General features: G+C 50.3%; 22 protein-coding genes. 1 reads left to right on the plus strand and 21 read right to left on the minus strand.

The features are described 5' to 3' along the window. Nucleotides 1–4: 4 nt before the first annotated feature. The 18 genes from ACQKPA_RS09645 to ACQKPA_RS09730 all read right to left on the minus strand — a co-directional run bounded on the left by ACQKPA_RS09645 (nt 5) and on the right by ACQKPA_RS09730 (nt 17,494). Nucleotides 5–1,507 carry an AAA family ATPase gene (locus ACQKPA_RS09645; RefSeq protein WP_427491599.1) on the minus strand — a complete coding sequence of 501 codons (1,503 nt, stop codon included), beginning with the start codon at nt 1,505–1,507 and terminating at the stop codon, nt 5–7. Then, a complete protein-coding gene (locus ACQKPA_RS09650; RefSeq protein ID WP_427491601.1) occupies nt 1,500–2,033 on the minus strand; it encodes a hypothetical protein in 534 nt (177 codons plus the stop codon). The genes ACQKPA_RS09645 and ACQKPA_RS09650 overlap by 8 nt, the downstream gene beginning before the upstream one ends. A 271-nt stretch (nt 2,034–2,304) precedes the next feature. Further along, complete coding sequence (locus ACQKPA_RS09655) at nt 2,305–2,823, minus strand: DUF5590 domain-containing protein (protein ID WP_427491603.1); 519 nt, start codon at nt 2,821–2,823, stop codon at nt 2,305–2,307. A 31-nt stretch (nt 2,824–2,854) separates the two neighbouring features. Beyond that, nucleotides 2,855–4,156 carry an amidohydrolase gene (locus ACQKPA_RS09660; RefSeq protein ID WP_427491605.1) on the minus strand — a complete coding sequence of 434 codons (1,302 nt, stop codon included), beginning with the start codon at nt 4,154–4,156 and terminating at the stop codon, nt 2,855–2,857. Then, a complete protein-coding gene (locus ACQKPA_RS09665) occupies nt 4,131–4,796 on the minus strand; it encodes a redox-sensing transcriptional repressor Rex (RefSeq protein WP_076320998.1) in 666 nt (221 codons plus the stop codon). Before ACQKPA_RS09665 ends, ACQKPA_RS09660 begins: the two co-directional genes overlap by 26 nt. Nucleotides 4,797–4,858: 62 nt before the next feature. Then, nucleotides 4,859–7,735 carry an ATP-dependent DNA helicase DinG gene (gene dinG, locus ACQKPA_RS09670; protein WP_427491607.1) on the minus strand — a complete coding sequence of 959 codons (2,877 nt, stop codon included), beginning with the start codon at nt 7,733–7,735 and terminating at the stop codon, nt 4,859–4,861. A gap of 169 nt (nt 7,736–7,904) precedes the next feature. Then, entirely contained in the window at nt 7,905–8,534 is a 630-nt protein-coding gene (locus ACQKPA_RS09675) for a hypothetical protein (protein WP_194541961.1), read from the minus strand. Between the two features lie 121 nt (nt 8,535–8,655). Beyond that, nucleotides 8,656–9,039: an aspartate 1-decarboxylase gene (gene panD / locus ACQKPA_RS09680; RefSeq protein ID WP_071218377.1), complete on the minus strand. Its 384-nt coding sequence runs from the start codon at nt 9,037–9,039 to the stop codon at nt 8,656–8,658. Further along, a complete protein-coding gene (panC, locus tag ACQKPA_RS09685) occupies nt 9,032–9,922 on the minus strand; it encodes a pantoate--beta-alanine ligase (RefSeq protein WP_427491610.1) in 891 nt (296 codons plus the stop codon). Before panC ends, panD begins: the two co-directional genes overlap by 8 nt. Next, nucleotides 9,919–10,806, minus strand: a complete 888-nt coding sequence (panB, locus tag ACQKPA_RS09690; protein ID WP_427491612.1) for a 3-methyl-2-oxobutanoate hydroxymethyltransferase — start codon at nt 10,804–10,806, stop codon at nt 9,919–9,921. Before panB ends, panC begins: the two co-directional genes overlap by 4 nt. A gap of 290 nt (nt 10,807–11,096) precedes the next feature. Continuing rightward, nucleotides 11,097–12,086, minus strand: coding sequence for a biotin--[acetyl-CoA-carboxylase] ligase (locus ACQKPA_RS09695; protein ID WP_427491614.1), 990 nt, complete (start codon nt 12,084–12,086; stop codon nt 11,097–11,099). Beyond that, the gene (locus ACQKPA_RS09700; RefSeq protein ID WP_427491616.1) at nt 12,073–13,371 is read right to left on the minus strand and encodes a CCA tRNA nucleotidyltransferase; all 1,299 of its coding nucleotides are present in this window, start codon (nt 13,369–13,371) and stop codon (nt 12,073–12,075) included. Before ACQKPA_RS09700 ends, ACQKPA_RS09695 begins: the two co-directional genes overlap by 14 nt. A gap of 43 nt (nt 13,372–13,414) precedes the next feature. Continuing rightward, on the minus strand, nt 13,415–14,578 hold the full coding sequence (bshA, locus tag ACQKPA_RS09705; RefSeq protein ID WP_427491618.1) for an N-acetyl-alpha-D-glucosaminyl L-malate synthase BshA: 1,164 nt from the start codon (nt 14,576–14,578) through the stop codon (nt 13,415–13,417). Between the two features lie 31 nt (nt 14,579–14,609). Beyond that, a complete protein-coding gene (gene bshB1 / locus ACQKPA_RS09710) occupies nt 14,610–15,317 on the minus strand; it encodes a bacillithiol biosynthesis deacetylase BshB1 (RefSeq protein ID WP_427491620.1) in 708 nt (235 codons plus the stop codon). After that, a complete protein-coding gene (gene mgsA, locus ACQKPA_RS09715) occupies nt 15,317–15,736 on the minus strand; it encodes a methylglyoxal synthase (protein ID WP_071218384.1) in 420 nt (139 codons plus the stop codon). The genes bshB1 and mgsA overlap by 1 nt, the downstream gene beginning before the upstream one ends. Before the next feature lie 18 nt (nt 15,737–15,754). Further along, nucleotides 15,755–16,558, minus strand: a complete 804-nt coding sequence (gene dapB, locus ACQKPA_RS09720) for a 4-hydroxy-tetrahydrodipicolinate reductase (protein ID WP_427491622.1) — start codon at nt 16,556–16,558, stop codon at nt 15,755–15,757. 17 nt (nt 16,559–16,575) lie between these two features. Next, nucleotides 16,576–17,115 (minus strand): tetratricopeptide repeat protein, encoded by a 540-nt coding sequence (locus ACQKPA_RS09725; RefSeq protein ID WP_071218386.1) that lies wholly within the window; start codon nt 17,113–17,115, stop codon nt 16,576–16,578. 49 nt (nt 17,116–17,164) lie between these two features. Next, nucleotides 17,165–17,494: a nucleotide pyrophosphohydrolase gene (locus ACQKPA_RS09730; RefSeq protein ID WP_071218387.1), complete on the minus strand. Its 330-nt coding sequence runs from the start codon at nt 17,492–17,494 to the stop codon at nt 17,165–17,167. A 226-nt stretch (nt 17,495–17,720) separates the two neighbouring features. Here ACQKPA_RS09730 and ACQKPA_RS09735 point away from each other — a divergent pair, with 226 nt between their 5' ends. Beyond that, on the plus strand, nt 17,721–18,590 hold the full coding sequence (locus ACQKPA_RS09735) for a YitT family protein (RefSeq protein WP_427491625.1): 870 nt from the start codon (nt 17,721–17,723) through the stop codon (nt 18,588–18,590). 45 nt (nt 18,591–18,635) lie between these two features. Here the strand turns inward: ACQKPA_RS09735 and ACQKPA_RS09740 are convergent, their stop codons facing one another. The 3 genes from ACQKPA_RS09740 to ACQKPA_RS09750 all read right to left on the minus strand — a co-directional run bounded on the left by ACQKPA_RS09740 (nt 18,636) and on the right by ACQKPA_RS09750 (nt 21,217). Continuing rightward, complete coding sequence (locus ACQKPA_RS09740; protein ID WP_427491626.1) at nt 18,636–19,493, minus strand: sporulation protein YpjB; 858 nt, start codon at nt 19,491–19,493, stop codon at nt 18,636–18,638. Nucleotides 19,494–19,562: 69 nt separating this feature from the next. Continuing rightward, nucleotides 19,563–20,192 carry a DUF1405 domain-containing protein gene (locus ACQKPA_RS09745; RefSeq protein ID WP_427491628.1) on the minus strand — a complete coding sequence of 210 codons (630 nt, stop codon included), beginning with the start codon at nt 20,190–20,192 and terminating at the stop codon, nt 19,563–19,565. Between the two features lie 137 nt (nt 20,193–20,329). Further along, nucleotides 20,330–21,217: a c-type cytochrome gene (locus ACQKPA_RS09750; protein WP_427491630.1), complete on the minus strand. Its 888-nt coding sequence runs from the start codon at nt 21,215–21,217 to the stop codon at nt 20,330–20,332. Between the last annotated feature and the right edge of the window lie 11 nt (nt 21,218–21,228).

The raw sequence follows: 21,228 nt of genomic DNA on the forward strand, positions 1-21,228 counted from the left end.
CAATTTATGCTGGTAAAAGCGCGTTTTCACGAAATTGACAACGAAATTGTTCCCCCGAGAGAATTTCTTCCTTCAACAGGATATCAAGAGAATTGTCGAATATTGGCCGTTTCTGTTCCAAGAGATTCTTGGTGCGGTTCATTAACTCTTCCAAAATCACATTATTCTCTTTCATTAACTCTTCAGTTGTTACCATGTTCATGTTAACAATGCCCAGCGACGTCAAACCTGACTTCATCATCGTCTCCACGATGTTCAGCGATTGCTCGAAGTCATTGCTTGAGCCTGTGCTTCGACCTCCGTAAAAGATCTCTTCAGCGGCCGCACCGCCAAGCGCGATCATAATTTGCTCTTCCAGGAAGGTTTTCGTGTATAGATATTGTTCCTCCTGCGGATTATGACGAACATAACCTAGCGCTTTACCACGCGGGCTGAGTGCAACTTGCTTCACACTGCCGGGACGCACAAGCTCTGCCATAATAGCATGTCCCAATTCATGTATGGCAACGCGCTTCTTCTCTTCCAAATTCGATTCACGGTCAGAACGCTCACCCATCATTACCTTGTCAATCGCCATGGACAAATGACGCTGATGGATAAACTGTTCATTCTCGCGCATCGTGTAAATGGCCGCTTCATTCATGACGCTCTCGAGTTGTGCGCCCGAGAAGCCGTATGCTTCCTCGGCGATTTTCTCCAAGTCAACATCTTCGTGCAGCGGCTTATTGCCCGCATGCAGATTCAAGATATGCGTGCGTCCCTTCTTATCCGGCAGATCGACCTGAATGTGACGGTCGAAACGCCCTGGACGCAGCAGTGCGCTATCCAGCATTTCTTTCCGGTTTGTCGCGGCAATGACCAGAATACGAGGAGTATCCTGCGAATAGATGCCATCCATCTCGGTTAGCAGCTGATTCAGCGTCTGGTCGTACTCGCGCTGCTGGCCGCCTTCGCGTTTACCGCCAATGACATCGATCTCATCGATGAAGATAATGGCGTTTTGCTTGTTTTCCTTTGTCGCACGGTTACGGGCATCCTTGAACAAATCCCGGATGCGCCCTGCACCAACACCGACATACATCTCAACAAATTCACTGCCGGATGCAGCGACAAAGATCGAATCCGTGTAATGGGCAGCGGCTTTAGCCATCAACGTCTTCCCTGTTCCCGGAGGCCCGGTGAGGAGAATGCCCTTCAATGGACGAATCCCGAATTTCTTAATGTCTTCATGACGAATCAGAAAATCCAGTGCTTCGCGCAGCTCTTGCTTGGCATTTTCCTGCCCGCCGATTTCTTCGAACGTCAGCTTGGCAGGTCCGCTCTTTTTCCGCTTTCGCTCATTCGCTGCGCCTACAGCGATGCCGCCCTTCATCTTAGCGATAAACAACAAGCCGCCTACAAGTGCTGCAGCGATGAGCAAGGGCACGATGTTCACGCCGACAAATACAAGGAATACCAGCAATACGGGAATAAAGCCTAACATGATTTCTTTAGCTAATTTAGGCATGATTCCACACCTCCATGTTGCCAGACTGACGCGGCAAGATTATAAATTTACCAGACTTGCCGTCTGACAAGCTGACATAGACGTTAGTGTCATCAATCGTTGCTTTTGCTTTCAAATTCGGAGACTGGGCAGCAAGCTGCTCGAGCGATGATTGAATATCGGTATATTGCTTATTATCCATCGCTTCAGCGACTGACAGCATCGCCTTCTCCCACCATTGATCCAGTGCTTCCGAGGAATGGTCCTCCACCAGGATTTTCAATTCCCGATTGCCAATCACAGACTTGCCTTCCTTCTTAATATGCTGAACCAAACCTTGTAAATTTGTATCTGGTGCCAAATCAAGATTCAAAGTAACGGTATTCTGTTTAATATCTATATGTGAATCCTTCACGCCGTCATATTGTGACACAACTTTGGCCAGCGGATTTTGCAAAGCCATCTGCCGATACAGAAACCATCCGCCAAAGAGAACCGATGCTGAGATCACGACAGTCAGCATGATAGGTACAATGCGTAGTTTCATGAAGTTCCTCCTTCATTTCTGTATGAAATTTTGTCTATCATGTTGCAACACAATAATACATATAACAACGATATATAGGGATGCATGTATTTTATATGCTCATTTTGTACAAGTATGAGTATATCACATCTTATATACTTTTTCATGCATGTCTGTGAAAATATTTAGAACAGTTTTTCCATTATCATTTCTGAATACGCTTACAATTATGAGAGAGAAAAAGAGAAGCCCCCTCTTAAATAGTAAGGGACGCCTCTCTTTACTTCGTTTTTTATTGATTTGGAAGAATAATGTCATTACCGATGGTGTTACCGTCTTGAAAACGATAAAACCGATAACCGCGCTGACCGTTGTGTTCATACTGCAGCTGCCAGGCATACTCGCCCTCATACATTCCAGGCAGCAACCGCTTAATTTCTACGCCAGGCAATTCGTTATAAATCTGATCCCGCATCTGGGCTTCCGACATCCCCGTATTCAACAAAACGGATTGGACAGCGTCGGCACCTTCAACAGGTACGTTGTCATCCGTAAATTTTACCCATACCATACGATCTTGATTGTCTTGATCCTTCCCGCTTATCACCCAATAGTTATTATCCTCGCCCCACACCGATTTATAGGTTTTCCCGGACGTAACCAATTGGCCATGCTGTTTGGCGGCAGCAATTGCCATTCTTTCTTCATTCCATGTATCTTTCATAACATATGAATAATAGAGCTGTAAACCAAGCAGTAACAGCAGCACGCCGGATACACTCAGCAATATCCACTTCGTTTTTTTCTTCAAATCCGTCTTCCTCGCTCCCCTTGATTATTCCCTAGAGGGTTGTAAGACGCTCAAAGGCACGCTGCGCTTCCCGGCGGATACGTTCCTCATCGAGAGTAAGACTCGCGCCATTCTTCACGACCTGCTTGCCGTCAACCCATACATGCTCAACATCCTTCGCACTGGCGGAGTAGATAGCATGAGAAATGTAATCCGTCTTCGGAAGGAAGTGCGCCTGATCCGTGTTCAATGCGATCATATCTGCCTTCATACCTACCGCAAGCGTACCAATATCCGTAAGGAAGGCTGACTTGGCTCCATATTCTGTACCCATCCGAAGCGCTTCGGATGCTGGAATCGCGGTTGGATCCCCGCTCACTCCTTTATGGATCAGTGCGGCCAGCCGCATCTCTTCAAACATATCCAGATTATTATTGCTGGCAGGTCCATCGGTACCCAAAGACACGGTGACCCCGGCTTTCAGCAGTGCAGGCACGCGAGCGATGCCGCTGGCAAGCTTCAAATTGCTGCCTGGATTATGCGAAACCATCACTTGATGTTTGGCCAGAATTTCGATTTCTTCATCGGTCAGATGAACGGCATGCGCAAGCAGCGTTGGACGGGAGAACATGCCAAGCTTCTCTAGATGCGCAACAGGCCGAAGTCCGTAGTCATTTACATTCTGAGCGACTTCCGTTTCCGTTTCGGACATATGCGTATGCAAAGGCAGATTCAAATCATGTGACGCCTGCACGAATTTTTCGATGAAATCCGGCGGGCACGTATAGGGTGCATGCGGTGAGATCATCGTCGTAATTCTACCGTCAGCCTTGCCATGCCAGTCTTTCGCGAATGCAACCGCCTCATCCAGCTTCTGCTGCTGCACCTCAGGCGGACATAATCCGATGACACCGCGTGTCAGAACGCCGCGCATTCCGGAGTCCTGCACAACCTTCGCAACCTGATCCATATGATCATACATATCCACAAATGTCGTGGTTCCGCCTTTGATCATCTCCAGCACGGAGAGTGAGGTTCCCCAGTATACATCGTCGGCCGTGAATTTGGCTTCCATTGGCCACATCTTTTCCTGAAGCCATACCTGTAGTGCCAGATCGTCGCCATACCCGCGAAGTAGCGACATGGCCGCATGACCGTGCGTGTTCACCAATCCAGGCAGGAAAAACAGATGGGTTCCGTCGATGATTTCTGTTCCCTCTTGGACAGTCGGCTCTTCTTCACCCAGGTAGGTGATCCGGTCATTCTCCACGACCATATATCCGCGTAACACGGATTTTCCTTCCTCTAGTACCGCAAACGTTCCGTTTTTAACCATCCACTTCGTTGTCGTCATGTGCTGCATCCTCCTTGCCGTTATCCAAATAATAGGCCAAACTCTGCAAATCCGTAGTAAAATCAGCCGTATGAATCCGGATATGGGATGGAGCTTTCAGGATGGTCGGCGCAAAATTCAGGATAGCCTCGATGCCTGCCGCGATAAGCTGATTCGCTACATTCTGCGCCTCAAAATCCGGAACGGTGATAATTCCGATACGAATGCCGTACTCATGAACCGTCTTCTCCAGTTCCTCCATCGGCTGTACGACCAAATTGTTAATTTTCATACCAACTTTGGGAGAATACGAATCGAAAACCGCCACAATCTTCATATTGTCCTTTAGAAATGCATTGTAATTCGATAATGCATGTCCAAGATTACCGGCCCCAATCAATGCGACATTGATCTTCTGGTCCAGCTTTAGAATCTGGCGAATTTTCTCGATCAGATAAGATACGTCATATCCGATCCCTTTCCGTCCAAAATCACCGAAATACGCTAGGTCCTTACGAATTTGAGCAGGATTGAGGTCCAGTTTCTGTCCCAATTCCTGGGAGGAAACCGTGGAGACCTCCCTTTTCTGAAGCTCATTCAAATAGCGCAAGTATACAGGTAATCTGCGGACCACGGCTTCCGAAATTTTTTCCGATTTCATGCATGCTCCCCCTAATAATAGGTTAATAACTACATTTGTTTGTGCTCGTTCATGGTTTCACTTTATTCAGCTTGATTCCCTATGCCTGCCTCTGCCTGCAGCCATTCCGAAATTCGGGGAACGATTCCCTCTGTCGGCATGTGCTCCATCTTCGGTCCCGGCAAGGAATATAAAAAATACTTCCCATAATAGGATTCAATGACCCGAGTATCGTAGACGATGACAATCCCCTTATCCTGCGCGGTCCGTACCAATCGACCAAATCCCTGTTTGAAGCGGATGACCGCTTGCGGGACCGATAGCTTCATGAACGGGTTCTTCTTCTGCTGCTGCAGCAATTCGCTCTTGGCTTCGACCAATGGGTGGTTCGGCGGCTGGAACGGCAGCCGGACGATGGCAAGGCAAGTGAGTGCCTCACCGGGTATATCTACCCCTTCCCAGAAGGAGCTGGTACCCAGCAGGACCGAAGCGCTGCTATCCTGGAATCTCCGGATTAACTTGGTTCGGCTGGTTCCGTCCATCCCTTGTCCCAGTACCGTAATATCGCTGGATGCCAGCGCCTCCTTCAAGGGCTCATGCACCTGACGGAGCATGCGGTACGAGGTGAACAGGACAAGCATGCGACCATGTGTCGCGATTGCCGTATCAGCCAATGATTGCACAAGTGTATTCACAAAGAGCGCATCCCCGACCGAGCCCTTCACGCTCGGAAAATCGCGCGGCACAACAAGGAGTGCCTGCTCCCTGTAATTAAACGGGGACGGCAGCAGAACTGTGTTCAGGTTGCCGCTATCTGCCGCTTCCTGAAGACCCAAGTTCTCGATCATGAACTGAAACGATTTGTCCACAGACAAGGTCGCCGATGTCAGGATCACGCTTTGTTTCTTGTCAAAAAACAATTCCTTTAAGTGGGTGCTGACGTCGACAGGCACCGCGTAAAGCTGCAGCGATTTGCCGCGGAAGTTGCCGTTGGCCTCCATCCAGTACACCGTACCTTCATCATTCAGGGCCATGAAGGACCTCAGGTCCTCACGGTGTGCGGCCAGGTCCTTAAACAGACCCGATAGGTCTGTCAACAGACTGTCCGCGCTGTAGTCGTCCAAATCTTCCTTCATTTCGGCGATCAGCTTGTCACCCTTGCGTACGACATCGCCCAGCGTCAGATGAATTTGATGCTCCAGCTCGGCAAGCGAATCCCAATCCTTCGGCTTCTTCAGAGGCGATAACCGAAGCGAGAATTGACCGGCATCCCCCGGGGTCGCATCTCCGCGTTCCGGAAGTAGTCCGAACAATTGATCGCTGAGCCTGTCCCAGTTCTCTTTGGCGGTGATCAGGTCCGGATAGATCCGATCGATGATGGAAGACCACTCGACAGCCTTTTCATGCGATGATGCTTGCAGCAGCTGGCGAAGAGCCGGAAGCTGACCGCTGCGGCTGTCTTTGTACATACGGGTCAACGTGTGGACAACCGAAAAATATTTCATCTGCAAGCCAAGGTGCTTGCCAGCGACGTCCTCCAAATGATGCGCTTCATCGATGACGAGACGCTCATAACTCGGAAGCAGCTGGTGATTCGCTTTCACGTCGGTGAACAGCTTCGAATGATTCGTAATGACAACATCCGCGATGCCCGCTTCATGTTTGGCCCTGTGATAATAGCATTTGCGGAACCATGGGCAGGCACGGCCCAGGCAGGAATCCGAATCACTGGAAATGGTCTCCCAGAAATCCCCTCCGCGACCGCCAAGGTTCAGCTCCTCATCATCCCCGTTCTCCGTCTGGGTCAGCCAGACCAGCATCTGCGCCGCGGTGATCACATCTTCCTTCGGGGAATGAAAATCTCTTCTATTTATTTTATGTTCAAATTTTCTCAAACACAAATAATGGCCTCTTCCTTTGAAAATAGCCGCTTTAAAAGGAAAAGGAACAACCTGGGTGAGCAGGGGAATATCCCGGTCACGCAGCTGTTCTTGAAGGTTGATCGTATGCGTGCTCACCATAACCTTCTGTTCCTGCTTCACGCTTTGATAAATCGACGGCAGCAAATACCCGAGGGATTTGCCTGTTCCCGTGCCGGCTTCGATCAATAAATGTTTATTCTCATCGAGTGCCTGCATCACTTCCTGAAACATCATGTCCTGGGCATCCCTGCTCTCGTAATGAGGCAGCGTTTCCTTTAGACGTTCACGGACATCATTCATGTATTGCTCAAAGCTTACATCAGCCAAGGGATTAGGCTCCGACTCATCCCGGACAGGCGCAATATCGTTCCAATCGTCAACTGCCATGGCAAATTGACGATAGTACGTATGGGTGTCCCCGGCTTGTACAGCCTGGAGCTCCCTGTCAGCACGGATGCCGTCAAAGAACCAGGCCAAATCGCTGTCCTCGTCGGCAAACAGGTCGCTTAAACGCTGCACGGTAAGCAGAGGAAGCTCATCAATCTCCTCCAGGCATTTCAGCAGCGCATAGGCTGTGGCAAGCGCATCGCTGTCCGCCTGATGCGGACGGTCATGCTCCAGGCCGAAATGAGAGGACACCATCCCGAGCTGATAAGAAGGCAGCGAGGGAAAACATATTTTTAAGAAGTGCATCGTATCTAGAATTCGGCCGCTGAACGGTAAATAACCGCAGCGATCGAGTGCATTTTGCAAAAAGTTAAAATCAAAAGCGACATTATGCCCAACCAATACGACATCGTCGAGCATGGGCACGAGTTCCATCATCATTTCTTCCAATGACGGAGCATCCGCTACATCACTGTCGGAAATGCCGGTCAAACCGGTAATAAAAGGAGGGATCGGAATCCCGGGATTGACATAGGTGCCGTATACGCGGGAGATGCTTCGATCCTCTTCGATGATGGCCAGTCCAACCTGAATGATCTCATCTGCTGACTGGTTGCCCGTGGTTTCAAAATCCAATACGGCAAATTTCATTTCGATAAAATCCCTTTCCTCCAGACTAATTAACAGCATACCAGAAGTTGCGGGTTTTGAACATTCCGGGTAAAAAATCCCCGCTCTCCTCCACCGCTCCATACGGCAAAAAGCGATACCAAAGTCTCAAGGATGAGCTCTGGCATCGCTTCTTGTTTGGGCTTGATTTCTACAGCAAAGAGATCAATTGGCTGCCGTACTGGAGCTCACCGCGATTCTGCTTGCAGACCTCCAGATTGATAATGGGGTCAGGAAGCGTCGGGTCGCTGTGAATCGCCAGTGCGAAATGCTCCTCGGCCTTCCCTTGTTGTCCATTTAACACCTCGATGCATCCAAGCGCATTATAAATCATCGCCCGCATCTTCTTGTTGTCTGCCAGGGGCAGGATGGACACCAACACATCGGATGCTGGTATGGTTTGCCCCAAATAAAGATGGGACATCGCAATATACAGCTTGATCAGAAGGCTATCCGGAAATACCGTGGCGGCCGCCTCAAACTGCTGTATGGCCGGCTGGAACATCAACAACTTGTAATAACCTTGACCGCGAATGAATGCATCAAGCTGCAATTCAGGCGCTTCGGTCGGCGGAAAAACCGGAGGTGAGGCGGCACTCTCGCGGAAGATGGCCATCTTCTCTTCAAAATGGAGCCATTCCTCGATAATGCCCTCGCTCATGCTTTTGAGCATGTTCCAGTTTTGTACCAGCGCCTGTTTTTGGGGACCTTGAGCAGAAGGGTAATGCTTCACGATTTCATCTAACATGTTGTTCATTTCAGCGAATACATGTTGAAACATAGCTGCATCCCACCCTTAGCGGAAAAATGAGATCAGTGCGTCGACCTGAACTCATTTTCTGTAGAAGACGGTCTTTTCATCCCTTTAGGGTTCCGACACATTTTGGTTCTTAGGAGTCCTCTTAGAGAACCGCGGCGTGAACCTCACGGTATTCCGTGTTAACCGGCTTATTCAATTCGTCAACGATCACGACCGTTGGGGTGTGATTGTCGTATTCCTCTTTGGACATCATGGCGTAAGAAATGATGATGACGTTGTCGCCAGGCTGTACAAGCCTTGCAGCTGCCCCATTCAGGCAAATCACGCCGCTGCCGCGTTCGCCTTTGATCACGTACGTTTCCAAACGGGCGCCATTGTTATTGTTCACGATTTGAACTTTTTCATTCTCCAGAAGGTCTGCAGCCTCCATTAGATCCTCATCAATGGTAATGCTGCCCACATAGTTCAGATTGGCTTCCGTCACAGTTGCGCGGTGGATTTTGGATTTCATCATTGTTCTAAACATGGGATCCCCCTACTTTTGGTTGAAGTAACGCATTGTCAATGAGACGGGTGCGGCCAAATCGTACGGCCAGCGCCATAATGATGGTTCTGCCTTCATCCGCAATGCGATATGAATCTTCCACAGGAACAAGTTCCGGGAAAGTGAGCAATTCTGCATAATCAATATCTGCGAGCGGGGACCGGGATATATAATCTCGAAGAAGCGTATGGATTTCTCCTGCCGTCGTCGCTTGTCCCTGCCGGATTGCCTCCTGAGCAGCCCGCAACGAGCCCGACAGCACAAGTGCCTGTTCCCGCTCTTCCGGCTTCAAATAGACGTTGCGCGAGCTTAGAGCAAGGCCGTCAGATTCGCGGATGATCGGACAAGGCACGATGGTCACATCCATGTTCAAGTCCTGTACCATTTGCTCAATCACGGCCACCTGCTGGGCATCCTTCATTCCGAAGAAAGCATAGTCAGGTTTTACGATATTAAACAATTTATTAACAACCGTGGTGACACCGTCAAAATGTCCGGGACGGGATGCCCCGCACAACAATGACGTAATTTCCGATACGGCAATCTTGGTTTTGGTCGGCTGGGGATACATTTCCTGAACTGTGGGAATAAAAACCACATTCACCCCTTCGGATTCCGCCAACGCCAGATCGCGTGCCTCATCCCGAGGATAGGTCTCATAATCCTCACCCGGTCCGAATTGAATCGGATTGACAAAGATACTGACGACCACCGTACCTGCCATTTCCCGCGCCTTGCGCATCAGGCTGGCGTGCCCTTCATGCAAATAACCCATCGTAGGCACAAGTCCTACCGGACCACTGCCTGATTCCCGGCGGTCCTTAAGTTCTAATCTTAATTCCGCAATGGTGCGAATCACTTTCATGATGTTGTGCCTACCTTTTCCTTTTGGCTTCCATATAATGTGGTTGTCGTTTCGGAACCTGCATGATTCTCGGTCTTGAAGACATGCTCCTCGGCCGGGAATGAGCGGTCTTTCACTTCCTTCACGTACTGCGTGATGCCTTCACGGATGATGGAGCCGACATCGGCGTAGGTTTTTACGAAACGTTTGTCCCGATAGGGGGACGCGTACTTCAATATATCATGAAATACCAGCACCTGACCGTCGCAGTAACGACCGGCTCCGATGCCAATCGTCGGTATACTCAGCGCTTTGGATATTTCCGCTGCTGCCTCTTCCGTTACCAACTCCAATACAATGGCAAATGCTCCAGCCGCTTCAAGTGCTTTCGCATCATTCATGAGCCGCTGCGCGTCTTGGGCATCCTTGCCCTGTATGCGGTAGCCGCCAATCTGATTCACCGACTGAGGCGTCAGCCCGATATGACCCAGCACCGGTACGCCGGACTGTACAATCCGTTTCACGGTGCCGGCGATTTCTTCGCCGCCCTCCATTTTCACGGCATGCGCATGGCCTTCCTGCATCAATCTCCGCACCCCGCGGAGACTTTCATCAATATCTCCGTGGTAGGTCATAAACGGCATATCCGCTACGATGAACGTTTCTTCCGCTCCACGAGCGACTGCACGGGTATGGTACACCATGTCGTCAAGCGTTACCGGAATGGTGGAGTTATAGCCAAGCACGACATTACCGAGGGAATCGCCTACCAATATCATATCAATATCCGCCTCCTCCGCCAGCTTGGCGGAAGGATAATCGTACGCGGTCAGCATGGTGATCGGTACACCCTTCTTCTTCATGTTCTTCATCTTTACGATGTTCAGTGGTTGTTTGCCTGCCATTGTGACACAGCCTCCTTTGTGTAAATAAGTTAGACACAATAAAAAAAACCTTTTAGCACATACTTGCTAAAAAGTCCGAAAGGCAAAAAAGAGTCACTCGCGATCGTCCCTTCTGTCTCGGTCCTTTCGGCTCAGAGCAGAATCCAACGTAACCGGCATAACAGTTATGAAGGTGTTCTAAAAAATAATACGGTTCATTACTGCTTGCTGAAGAGTGCAATTCGCTCATGGCGATACCGCCTCTTGGTCATAGTATAACAAATTTGAACCACGATTTCACCATGTTTCATTTACCTGGTATTAAAAAGAATTTCACCGGAATATACGGGGATTAGCTCGTCATCTTGATTGCGAACCAGCAGCGCGCCGTCTCGATTGAGTCCTGTGGCAATCCCGCTAAAACGGTCACGGGCCGTCTGCACATGAACTTCCCTGCCTACCGTGCCGGATAATGCTTCCCAGAGAGAGGCTATAGGTTCGAAGCCCTGCTCGTTGTACAATTCATATAAAACCTCCATCTCCGCCATAATGGACTGGATCAGCCCTGTCCGGTTGACGGTTGCTCCGCCCGCCATGCGAATCGAGGTCGCAACGCTGCGCAGTTCCTCCGGAAAATCCGATTCCTTCAGATTGGCGCTGATTCCGATACCGGCTATGCAGTAGCGCACCCTCTCGTCTTCTGTTGCAGACTCCAGCAGAATGCCGCAAACCTTTTTGCCCTGAAACAGAATGTCGTTTGGCCATTTAATATCAGTCTGCACACCGGCGCACTTCGTAATTGCACGGCATACCGCAACGCCTGTCAACAAGGTGAGCTGCTGGGTTAAATGCAGTGGTTGCTTCGGTCTGAGCACCAGGCTCATCCATATGCCTTTGCCTCTAGGGGAATGGAATTTTCTACCCATCCTTCCACGACCGCCTGTCTGCTCTTCCGAGATCACAAGCGTGCCTTCGGCTGCCCCTTCTTCCGCCAATTGCCGGGCATCTTCCTGAGTTGACGTCGTTTTGTCAAGCAGCTTCAGCGTTTTACCGAAGGTTTGACTGCTCATCCCCGCTGTCAGTTGCTCCACACTCAGTTTGTCCGGTTCATCCATCATCCGGTAGCCAAGCCGTGGAACGGCCTCAAAATCATAACCCAATTGACGGAGCTTATTGATCTGCTTCCATACGGCTGTCCGGCTGATGGACAATTTGCGGCTGATCTCTTCTCCGGACAAAAATTGCCCGGAATGCTCCTGGAACATTTTCAGAAGTGTTTTGTCTTGATCATAATCCTTCATTATGAATTACCACCCGCTTTGCTTCTTCAATCAACGATTCCTTATCGTTGTTAATTAAACCTGCCGCCGCTTTCTCCAGCAATTCCCCGAGAAGTTCTCCAAGCCATGGGCCCCCAAGCTTGTCCAGTGCTTCAAGCAGTTCGTTTCCGGTGATGGCCAAATCCTTCAAACTCCGAATTCGGAGCTCCCGGAGCCAACCGTCAAGCTGTTCGATTAAACTTAGCGGAGCAGAGGCCGCTCCCGTTTGGTTCAACGCCTTCTGCAGCTGCAACCAGCCTTGAGCTGCGTCGGATCCGTGGACAAGGACCAGCTTAATCCATCGGTGCCTGACGCTTTCGGTAGCTTCCACTTCCTGCTTTTGCCGATAGGACTCATGAAGCGCTAGCACCTTAACGATGGCTTCCCGCTGCTTATTGGAGAACGTCCACGATCGCAGCAGCCCCTCTGCTTCCTGGGCTGAAATGCCGCAGGCAAGCAGCAGCAGCGTCCAGCGGATCGTAGAGTGCTCCGGCTCGATCCCATTCATGGCTTCTATCGCTTTCGTGTCATGTCCGGTATATGGAAAGGGCGCCTTCATTCGGGCGTACAAGCCGCTGCGGACAAACAGCTCCAATCCGCGTAAGGGGGCCGGACCTGTTAAAATTTTTTCAAATTCACTGCGAATGCGCTCCATCGCAATCCAGCTTAAGGTGTCTCTCTCCGAGAGAATTCCTCTCCATGTATGAACTGCGATGGAGAAACCGAACACGGAAGCGAAACGGATGCAGCGAACCATGCGCAGGGCGTCTTCGCGGAAGCGGAGACGAGCATCGCCCACGCAGCGGATCACCTGCCTGCCAATATCCGCCCGTCCGCCAAACGGATCCACCCAGGAGCCATCAATCCCTCGGGCCATAGCGTTCATCGTAAAATCACGCCGTCGCAAATCCTCCGTTACTTCTTCGACGAAAGCAACCTCCGTTGGATGACGGTGGTCCTCATATCCGCTCTCAACGCGATAGGTCGTCACTTCGAAAGACTGGCCTTCCATCAGCACCGTCACGGTCCCATGCTTGATTCCTATAGGAATAACCTTGGGAAAGATGGAACAGGTAACTTCGGGCAAGGCGGAGGTAGTTATATCCATATCATTGACCCTGCGTCCCATGTATTCATCACGGACACATCCTCCGACCCAATACGCTTCATGTCCATGCCGAAGCAGAGTCCGGACCACGTCCGCACTCCGCTCAGCCATATCAGGATCCGCGTTGCGCCATCGTATTGAATTAAACATATCTGCCATAGTTTCCCGTTCCTTTATCCGAAAAACAACGAGAGGGTCGAGCTTAGCCGCAGACCGGCTTCAGCTCGCTAACCTCCCGTCCCAATACTCGGTAATATATTTCTTCGTACTTGCCCCGTATCAATTCGTTGCAAAACATCGTTTTGGAACGATGCAGACAAGCCTTGCGAAGCCTCTCACTAAGCGCTTCATCCTTTAATATTTCAAGCACATGCTGGGCCATTGAATAGGTGTCTCCGATCGGAGCCAAATAGCCGGTTTCGCCATGTGTAATCAACTCGGGAATCCCGCCTGCCGTAGAGCCGACGGTAGGGACTCCGCAGGCCATCGCTTCCAGAGCGACCAGGCCAAAGCTTTCTTTCTCAGAAGGGAGCAGCAGCACATCCGCCATCGATATCACGTGCGCAATTTCATCTTGTTTGCCTAGAAAATGCACCTTGCTGCCGAGACCCAGCTCATTGATCCGGCATTGGATTTTCGGAAGCTCCGGCCCTTCCCCGACAAGCAGCAGTTTCGCCGGCATCTGTTCCTGGACCTGCGCGAATATTTCCAGCACGTCTGCTACCCGTTTTACCGGACGGAAGTTGGAAATATGCATCAAAATCTTTTCATTCTCATCTGCATAATCTTTACGCAGCGATTTCGAATCCCGCGGATAATACACCCGGGGATCCACAAAATTGTAGGTAAGGTCAATATCCCGGCTTATATCCAGCAGCTCCCGCGTTTCTCGAATGAGATCCTGAGAGACAGCCGTAACGGCATCACTTTCGTTAATGGCGAGCCGAATCAGGTCCTTCAGCGATTCATCCTGTGCCAGAACTGTGATATCGGTTCCATGCAGCGTCGTGACGACCTTCAGTTGATCTCCGACCATCTGCTTTGCCAAGAAGGCACACACGGCATGCGGCACCGCATAGTGCACATGAAGCACATCAAGCTGCTGCATTTTGGCTACCTGAGCCATCTTTGTTGCCAACGACAAATCATATGGCGGGTATCGGAACACATAGTAGTCGTTCACTTCAACTTCATGATAAAAAATATTTTTATGGAAAGTTCCTAACCGGAACGGAATGCTGTGAGCAATAAAATGAACCTGGTGGCCTTGCTCGGCCAGGAGTTTCCCCAGCTCTGTCGCCACCACGCCCGACCCGCCCAATGAAGGGTAACAGGTAATGCCGATTTTTAATGGTTGTTGATTCATGTCAGGCCTCCTTTACGTACGCCTCTATATATTATGCCTGCTTGGAGCCGAATAGATGAACAACATACGGACTTTTACAAGCGAAACCTTCTGCATAAGGAATAAGCCTGCGCGCTCCAAGCAGTGAATCCCTGGCCCGCACACGCTCTATGTACCCCTCGGTCAGCGGGGTAGAGACTGCATCTTCTTCAGCCTTTTGGAACTGGGAACGGTAACAAGACAGGGCCTGCTCCTTAACGGCGTAATGATCCGTAACGTCAACGACCAGGTCCGTTCTTCCGATATCATTAATGAAATAAAAATAAAGCTCGTCCACCTTAACCGGCGGCTGCTCGGGCATGTAACGACGAAGCTTGGCATTAAATACCGCCTCCTCAACCAATCGGCTGCAAGCCACATGGTCCGGATGGCGATCCTCCCAGTAAGGAGCAAACACAATCGAGGGAGCAAACTTGCGAATCTCGGCTGTGACCACTTCAATGTTCTCGGGCGTCACAAATAAGCCGCGGTCCGGCAGTCCCAGATTCGTACGGACCTTGAGATCCAAAATCCGGGCAGCTTGGTCCGCCTCCTGCTTGCGAAGGTCGACCGTGCCGTTGGACGACATCTCGGCCTGCGTCAGATCGCAGATCCCGACCGACAGTCCAGCTGCCGTATGCTTCGCAATCGTTCCTGCCATTCCGATCTCGGCATCGTCTGCGTGTGCTCCGAAGATTAAAATATCCAGTTGGCTGTTCATTAGCTATCCACACCCGGTTTGTATTTATGAACGAGTTCCCGCCACGCAAAATCGCCACGGTCTAGCGCTTTAACAAGAATCTCGGCCGTTGCCACATTGGTAGCAAGCGGAATTCCCTGCACGTCGCACAAGCGAAGAAGTGCGTTAATGTCCGGCTCATGAGGCTGTGCCATCAAAGGATCCCGCAAAAAAATGATCAGATCCATCTCATTATCCGCAACGAGTGCGCCAATCTGCTGGTCGCCGCCAAGCGGCCCTGAAGCAAAACGGTGAATGCTGAGCTTGGTTTGCTCCATAATACGGGTTCCCGTCGTTCCCGTTGAGTAAAGATTATGATCTTCGAATACATTTTCATAAGCGATAACGAAATTGACCATTTCCTCTTTTTTACGGTCATGAGCGATAAATGCAATATTCATAGTAATTTCTCCCCTAGGTTAGTCGATAAAATGATCAAATCCATAGACCAAGCCGGTGTACCCCATTACCTTCTCTATAGCCATCTTCACACCCGGCATATAAGCTGCACGCTCATAGGAATCATGTCGGATCTTCAAGCTCTGTCCGTAACCGCCAAATATGACTTCCTGCTGGGCAAATACACCCGGCAGACGAACACTGTGAATACGGAAGCCGTTATAATACCCGCCTCTGGCGCCCTCGATGACCTCCTCTTCCTTCGGATTGCCCTGCCGGATCTCCTCGCGGTTTGCGGCAATCATTTCAGCTGTTTTGATTGATGTCCCGGATGGCGCATCGAGCTTCTGGTCGCCATGGGTTTCAATGATTTCAACATGAGGCAAATATTTGGCAGCCGCAGCGGCAAACTTCATCATCAGGATCGCTCCGATGGAGAAGTTCGGTGCGATCAAACCACCGATATTCTGCTCCGTACACTGCTTGTCCAACTCTTCAATTTGCTCTGGCGTGAAGCCGGTTGTGCCCATGATCGGACGCACGCCGTGCTTAATGGCCAGAGCCGTGTTGTTATAGGCAAACTGCGGTGCTGTGAAATCAACCATGACATCGGGTTTCGATTCGACCAGCGCCATCTCCAGATCGGAAGTCACCGTAATGCCGCAGGCAGGAAGCCCCACAAGCGTCCCTGCATCAGCACCTGCATCTGATCGGCCGACAGCGGCAACCAGTTCCAGTTCATCATCGCCCAAAACAAGCTTCACTACTTCTTTACCCATACGGCCGCCGGCACCGACGACCGCAACTGTCCATTTGTTTGCCATTCTACATGTCCTCACTTTCAATCCGATGCTGTATCCTGCATATATGATTTCAAGCGCTGTTTGAGTTCCTCCATAATATGCTGAAGCCCACTCTCCTGCGGGTACAATGAAATGACCTCTTTTAGCGTGGAAATGGCGCGCGCATGCTCATCAAGTTCGCTGTAGACCAGAGCAAGCCATACGTAGGCCTGGGCGTATAAAGGGTCCATCGCTACGGCTGATTTCAGATGAGACACGGCCTGATAGAGCTCAGACTTGGTTACATCCTTGCGATTCTCGACCATTTTTCTGGCACGCTGCACCAGCTCCGCCGCCTTGATATGCTGTAAGTGAAGCGCATATTCCGGTTTGTCCGGCTGCAGCCTGACGGCTTCTTCCGCGTGAGTAATCGCCATCTCCAGTTTGTTGCTTCTGCCGTAGGTAATGGAGCATCGGTAATGCACTTCCGCATCTCCCGGATTCGCAATGATCGCTTGCTCAAACCAACGTAACGCCTCTTCGAAATCATTCTGAAGTATGCATCGATATGCTTTTTGTATATAACTTTCAGGTTTCACGGGCTGTCCCTCCCCACAGCGGGTTTGGTACAGCATATGTAGCAACAGCCTAATCGGTGTTTATTTTCGTCCAACGATCGGCATCACGCGTCGCAAATTTATGCATGACTTTAGCGTGCGCTTCCGCGAGATCAATGCCAAGGGAATTGGCAAAACAAATCGTAATAAACAATATATCTCCAAGTTCCATTTCGATGGAATTGTCTGCTTCATCCGCTTTCTTCGGTTTTTCTCCGAACTGATGATTAACCTCTCTGGCGAGCTCGCCCACCTCTTCCGACATCCGGGCCATCATGGATAAAGGACTGAAATAACCTTCCTTGAATTGTGATATGTATTGATCGACTTCCTGCTGCATTTCAGCCATTGATTTTCCCAAGACTCTATAACTCCCTTCACTGCACAGTCTGCCTCAACTTGTAAATCCAAGCTGAAAGCAGCATTCTCTCATGACGAGCGATTGGTTTTAAACCTATGTTATCGTAAAGCGGATTTGAAAACAAATAATTTTTTATGGCTGGAACATGATCGGCACATACTAGGTGGGTGTACGAGCAACCCAGACATATGGGTAATATCCACCATCTTGGAATGCGAGGGGTCTTATGAAAACATCCAAATTGCTCCATCAGCTTCAAACGATCATTCCGATCATCGTCGGCTCCGCCATTTACGCATTCGGCCTTCTGTATTTCATCATTCCGAATGAGCTCATGGAGGGAGGCGTCACCGGCATTACCGTATTGCTTAACTATGCCTTTAACATATCGCCGTCCATCTCAACCTTGGCGCTCAATATCCCGCTATTCTTGGTCGGCATGAAAATTCTCGGTAAACGCCAGTCTATTTACACAGGTCTCGGCATCGCCTCATTAACCCTGTTTCTGTGGCTGTTTGAAGCGTTGATCGACCGCGGCTATGTCATGCCGTTTCATACCGAACAGGATTATATTCTTGCTGCGCTATACGCAGGTGTCACCTTGGGGGCTGGGCTCGGCATTGTGTTCCGGTTTGGCGGAACGACGGGCGGTTCAGACATTATTGCCAGAATCATCAACCGGAAATTCGGCTTCAGCATGGGCCAGATTATTCTATCTCTTGATATCTTGATCATCGGGCTTTCCTTATTCTTTATCCCGCTCGAGCGGATATTGTATACCCTCGTCGCCGTATTCATCGCTTCCAAGGTCATCGATTTCATACAGGAAGGGGCTTATGCCGCCAAAGCCTTCACCATCATCAGTGATCAGGCGCCCGAAATCGCCCATCGCATATCAACCGAGATGGACCGCGGGGTTACGCTAATCCCCGCCATCGGCGCCTACTCCAAGCAAGCCAAGCATATGGTATATTGCGTCGTATCCCGGCAGGAAATTCGCCGCTTAACGGGAATCGCCAAATCGTTGGACCCTCGGGCATTTATTATCATTAATGATGTCAATGATGTGCATGGCGAAGGATTTAAAGAGGAATAGCCCGGTTCGCACCGGGCCACAATCAGAACAGCTATGGATTCCCGCCTACATTTTGCGAGGGAACATTGGTTTTGAGCTATACTGTTGACCACGGTATTTGCGGTATCCCGCAAACGTTAATGCCGCCAAAATGAAAGCGCCGATGACCAGCTGCCAGGTCCATGGTTCCTTGACCTCTCCCAGCGGAGCTAGGGCAGGTTCATCCTTTTTCTTGCCAAACATCGTGTTGATCATTTCCTCGCCCTGCGGAACCACTTTTTGCACCTGTGCCGTGTCCCCCGAAGACACCAGACCCCCGGCATAGGAAATCCAGGACTCCATCATGTTGACATCCTCAGGCTTTCGCTGTATGACAACGGAAGGACGGATGAGTTCATAATGTTCACTTAGGCTGTCATACGCGCGTCTCATGCCCGCCTGATCCTGCTGGGCGGCATACTCCCCCATGACCCTCAGGTCTTCACGTATGACCCTGTAATATTGCAGCCATAACGCATCTCTGGCATGGATCAGGCTATCGGTTGCCATACGGAGTTTACCTGCGGACACCATCCAGTGCTGCGGCTCCTGCGTGGCCCTTGCCGTGGCTTCTTTCATCTCCAAAATACTCTCAGCCAAAACATGAATACCTTCTACACCGGTCAACCCCTGAAATGACGAAGCCTCAAACAACACGGATACCCGGCGAATATCCTCCAGCACGGCTTGTACATTGCCTTCCTCCACATGACGGTATAGCTGCTCCACTTCCTTGTTCAGCGCCTTGGCCTGTATGGATGCGGCGGGTGAAGTCTCCGACTGTCCGTTAGCCGGGCTCGCCCACACAGGATCACCCATGCTGACGGTAGCCAGCATAAGCAGTGCAATCAGGCACAGCAGGAGCTTCGGAAAGGTTCGAAACATGGGACATCCCTCCTACCGTATATGTATGGCAGAAGGGATGCTCATAGAACCGCGTTGCCTGCACGGCTATCATTGTTTGGAATTCGCATATTTCATGAAGATCCAGCCGGCAAAACCGCTGAAGAGAGTCAAAAGATAGGTAAACAGCTCAACCGCTGAAAGGTCATCATATAACTGACCCGGCAGCCAAGGAAATACGCCGTAGGTATAATCTACGGTGTCATTCAGCAGCGTCCATGCAATGGCCCCGGTAAGTGCTGTCCAGCGATAATGAAACAATCGTACGAACAATAACGCTTCCACCGCCATCGCCGTATGCGAAGCAACGAGCATCCAATCCTGCCATGCCAGCACATCCCCTTGGGCTTGTCCGGCAAATATGATCGCAACAGCCCATATCCCATACTTCACCGATGTAACGACCGCCAACGCCTCAATGAATTGCTGAAACAAGGAGCCCCCAAGCCCCCGAGGCGGGTAAAGGAGCAGCAAAAGCGCTAAACTGAAGAATAAACTGGCCGTCGGGCTGTCCGGTACGAATATGACCTGCCATAGCAAGCCATGATCCACCGTATCGACCATTTGACCCCCGTACCATATGTATCCATAAATCGTCCCAAGGACGTTGCATATGAGCAGCAACCAGAGAATCGATCGCTTGCTTAGAAATTCCCGGCTCCAAAAATACGAAATCGACAAACTCCGTCCTCCTGTCCTGTTCCATGTATTCTTAATGTTACGACTAATGCCGATTATACCTAAACCCCGCAATAATTTCATCTATATATAACATTAAAAAAACCTGACCGCAATGCGATCAGGTTCTTCTATGCATCTTACTCTGCAGCAGCTTCTGCCTTTTGGCTTGCGAGCCAATCAGCCAGCTGATCGAGTTGTTCTTCGGTTACTCCAGCCGCAAGCGCCGTGTCTTTCATAGCTGGCATGCTGCCTTGGCCATTTTCAATAATTGCCATGATCTCTTCTTTCGTGTGGGTATCCCCGACACCGCGAAGCGACGGTCCGGATGCCCCTTTCAAATCTGCAGCATGACAAGAGATACAAGTAGCTGTCTTAAAGGTTTCCATCGCGGGATTATCCTTGTCAACAATCGCTACAATACTGTCTTCAGGCTGTTTCGCATTTGAGGTCGGAAGACCGGCTGCACGTTTCTCGTGAGCTTCTTCTTCCCGCTGAATGTGCTCCGGTTTCTGTCCGGTAGCTTCCAGCTCATGCACATAATGCGTCCAGGCTGCATTCGTCAGATAGATGACTGCAAATAACGACAGAATCATAAGGGCCGAAGTAATAGGCCGCTTGTAGAACCGCCGCTCTTTTCCCGTATCAAGGAAAGGAACTAGGAGCAATGCGCCGAAGGCAACGCCCGAAACACCAATCGTACCAAGTACTACATAATCACCGGAAGCGTACGGAAGCTTCAGGTATTCATACAGGAACAGGAAGTACCAGTCCGGCATCGGGATTACTGAAGCTCCCGGATCCGCCGGATAGCCGAGCGGAGCCGGCTCCGAGATGGTCAGCACAAGGAAACCGACCAGTACAACTACACCAACCATCCATTCCTTCAACAAGAAGTTAGGAATGAACGCTTCTGATTTGCCGGGATATGCGGTGTAATCCGGCGGCGTAACCCAACCGCTGCCTTTTTTCACACGCGAATCGCCGACATAAACTACTTTCTCATCAGATTTATGACCATGTGCCATAAATATGCGCC

Origin of the sequence: Paenibacillus sp. NPDC093718 (assembly GCF_050279985.1) — a bacterium.
Classification (GTDB): domain Bacteria; phylum Bacillota; class Bacilli; order Paenibacillales; family Paenibacillaceae; genus Paenibacillus_AQ.